Consider the following 1,886-nt stretch of genomic DNA (forward strand, 5'->3'; position numbering starts at 1 on the left):
ATGCTCCTGGCGGAACAACTGGCACACTAGAGGTACGTCCGTCCCGGTCCTCTCGTACTAGGGACAGCCTTCTTCAAGTTTCAACGCGCGCGGCGGATAGAGACCGAACTGTCTCACGACGTTCTGAACCCAGCTCGCGTGCCGCTTTAATGGGCGAACAGCCCAACCCTTGGGACCTACTCCAGCCCCAGGATGCGACGAGCCGACATCGAGGTGCCAAACCATCCCGTCGATATGGACTCTTGGGGAAGATCAGCCTGTTATCCCCGGGGTACCTTTTATCCGTTGAGCGACACCACATCCACAAGTAGGTGCCGGATCACTAGTCCCGACTTTCGTCCCTGTTCGACTTGTCTGTCTCACAGTCAAGCTCCCTTGTGCACTTACACTCACCACCTGATTGCCAACCAGGCTGAGGGAACCTTTGGGCGCCTCCGTTACATTTTGGGAGGCAACCGCCCCAGTTAAACTACCCACCAGGCACTGTCCCCAACCCAGATCATGGGCCAAGGTTAGACATCCAATCCGATCAGAGTGGTATTTCAACAACGACTCCACAACCACTGGCGTGGCCGCTTCAAAGTCTCCCACCTATCCTACACAAACCGAACCGAACACCAATACCAAGCTATAGTGAAGGTCCCGGGGTCTTTTCGTCCTGCCGCGCGTAACGAGCATCTTTACTCGTAGTGCAATTTCACCGGGCCTGTGGTTGAGACAGCAGAGAAGTCGTTACGCCATTCGTGCAGGTCGGAACTTACCCGACAAGGAATTTCGCTACCTTAGGATGGTTATAGTTACCACCGCCGTTTACTGGGGCTTAAATTCTCAGCTTCGCCACCAAAGGTGACTAACCGGTCCTCTTAACCTTCCAGCACCGGGCAGGCGTCAGTCCATATACATCAACTTAACGTCTTCGCATGGACCTGTGTTTTTGATAAACAGTCGCTTCCCTCTATTCTCTGCGACCCCACAACCCACCACCAACGCAAAGGCTGGCTTAAGTCGTGTGGTCCCCCTTCTCCCGAAGTTACGGGGGCATTTTGCCGAGTTCCTTAACCACAGTTCACCCGAACGCCTTAGTATTTTCAACCTGACCACCTGTGTCGGTTTAGGGTACGGGCCATACATCCACATCGCTAGAGGCTTTTCTCGACAGTACTAGATCACCAACTTCACCCCAATTGGGCTACGCATCACGCCTCAGGCATACGGTGTGCGGATTTGCCTACACACCACCTCACACGCTTACACCAACAATCCACTAAGCGGCATGGCTACTACACTGTGTCACCCCATCACTTGAACCACACATCAGGCCCCACGACATCAACAACCAACATGTTCAAAGAACACATAAGTCGTATCCGCGGTGGTTAGTATCAGTGCTTTATCATGGGCGCGGATATACGGGTACCAGAATATCAACTGGTTGTCCATCGACTACGCCTGTCGGCCTCGCCTTAGGTCCCGACTCACCCTGGGAAGACGAACTTGACCCAGGAACCCTTAGTCATCCGGCGGGAAGGATTCTCACCTTCCAATTCGTTACTCATGCCTGCATTCTCACTCGCACACACTCCACGCCTCCTTACGGTAACGCTTCAACACATGCACGACGCTCCCCTACCCAATACAAAAAGTATTGCCGCGGCTTCGGCGGTGTGCTTGAGCCCCACTACATTGTCGGCGCAGGACCACTCGACCAGTGAGCTATTACGCACTCTTTCAAGGATGGCTGCTTCTAAGCCAACCTCCTGGCTGTCTTCGCGATCCCACATCCTTTTCCACTTAGCACACCCTTAGGGGCCTTAACCGGCGATCTGGGCTGTTTCCCTCTCGACTATGAAGCTTATCCCCCACAGTCTCACTGCCGCACAACACAA

General features: G+C 53.9%; 1 rRNA gene. It reads right to left on the reverse strand.

Annotation, left to right across the window (positions count from 1 at the left end):
• Positions 1–1,886 (reverse strand): 23S ribosomal RNA (locus QKE52_RS13235); the annotation flags it as partial.

This window comes from Corynebacterium sp. c25Ua_47 (genome assembly GCF_039907205.1).
GTDB lineage: Bacteria > Actinomycetota > Actinomycetes > Mycobacteriales > Mycobacteriaceae > Corynebacterium > Corynebacterium hiratae.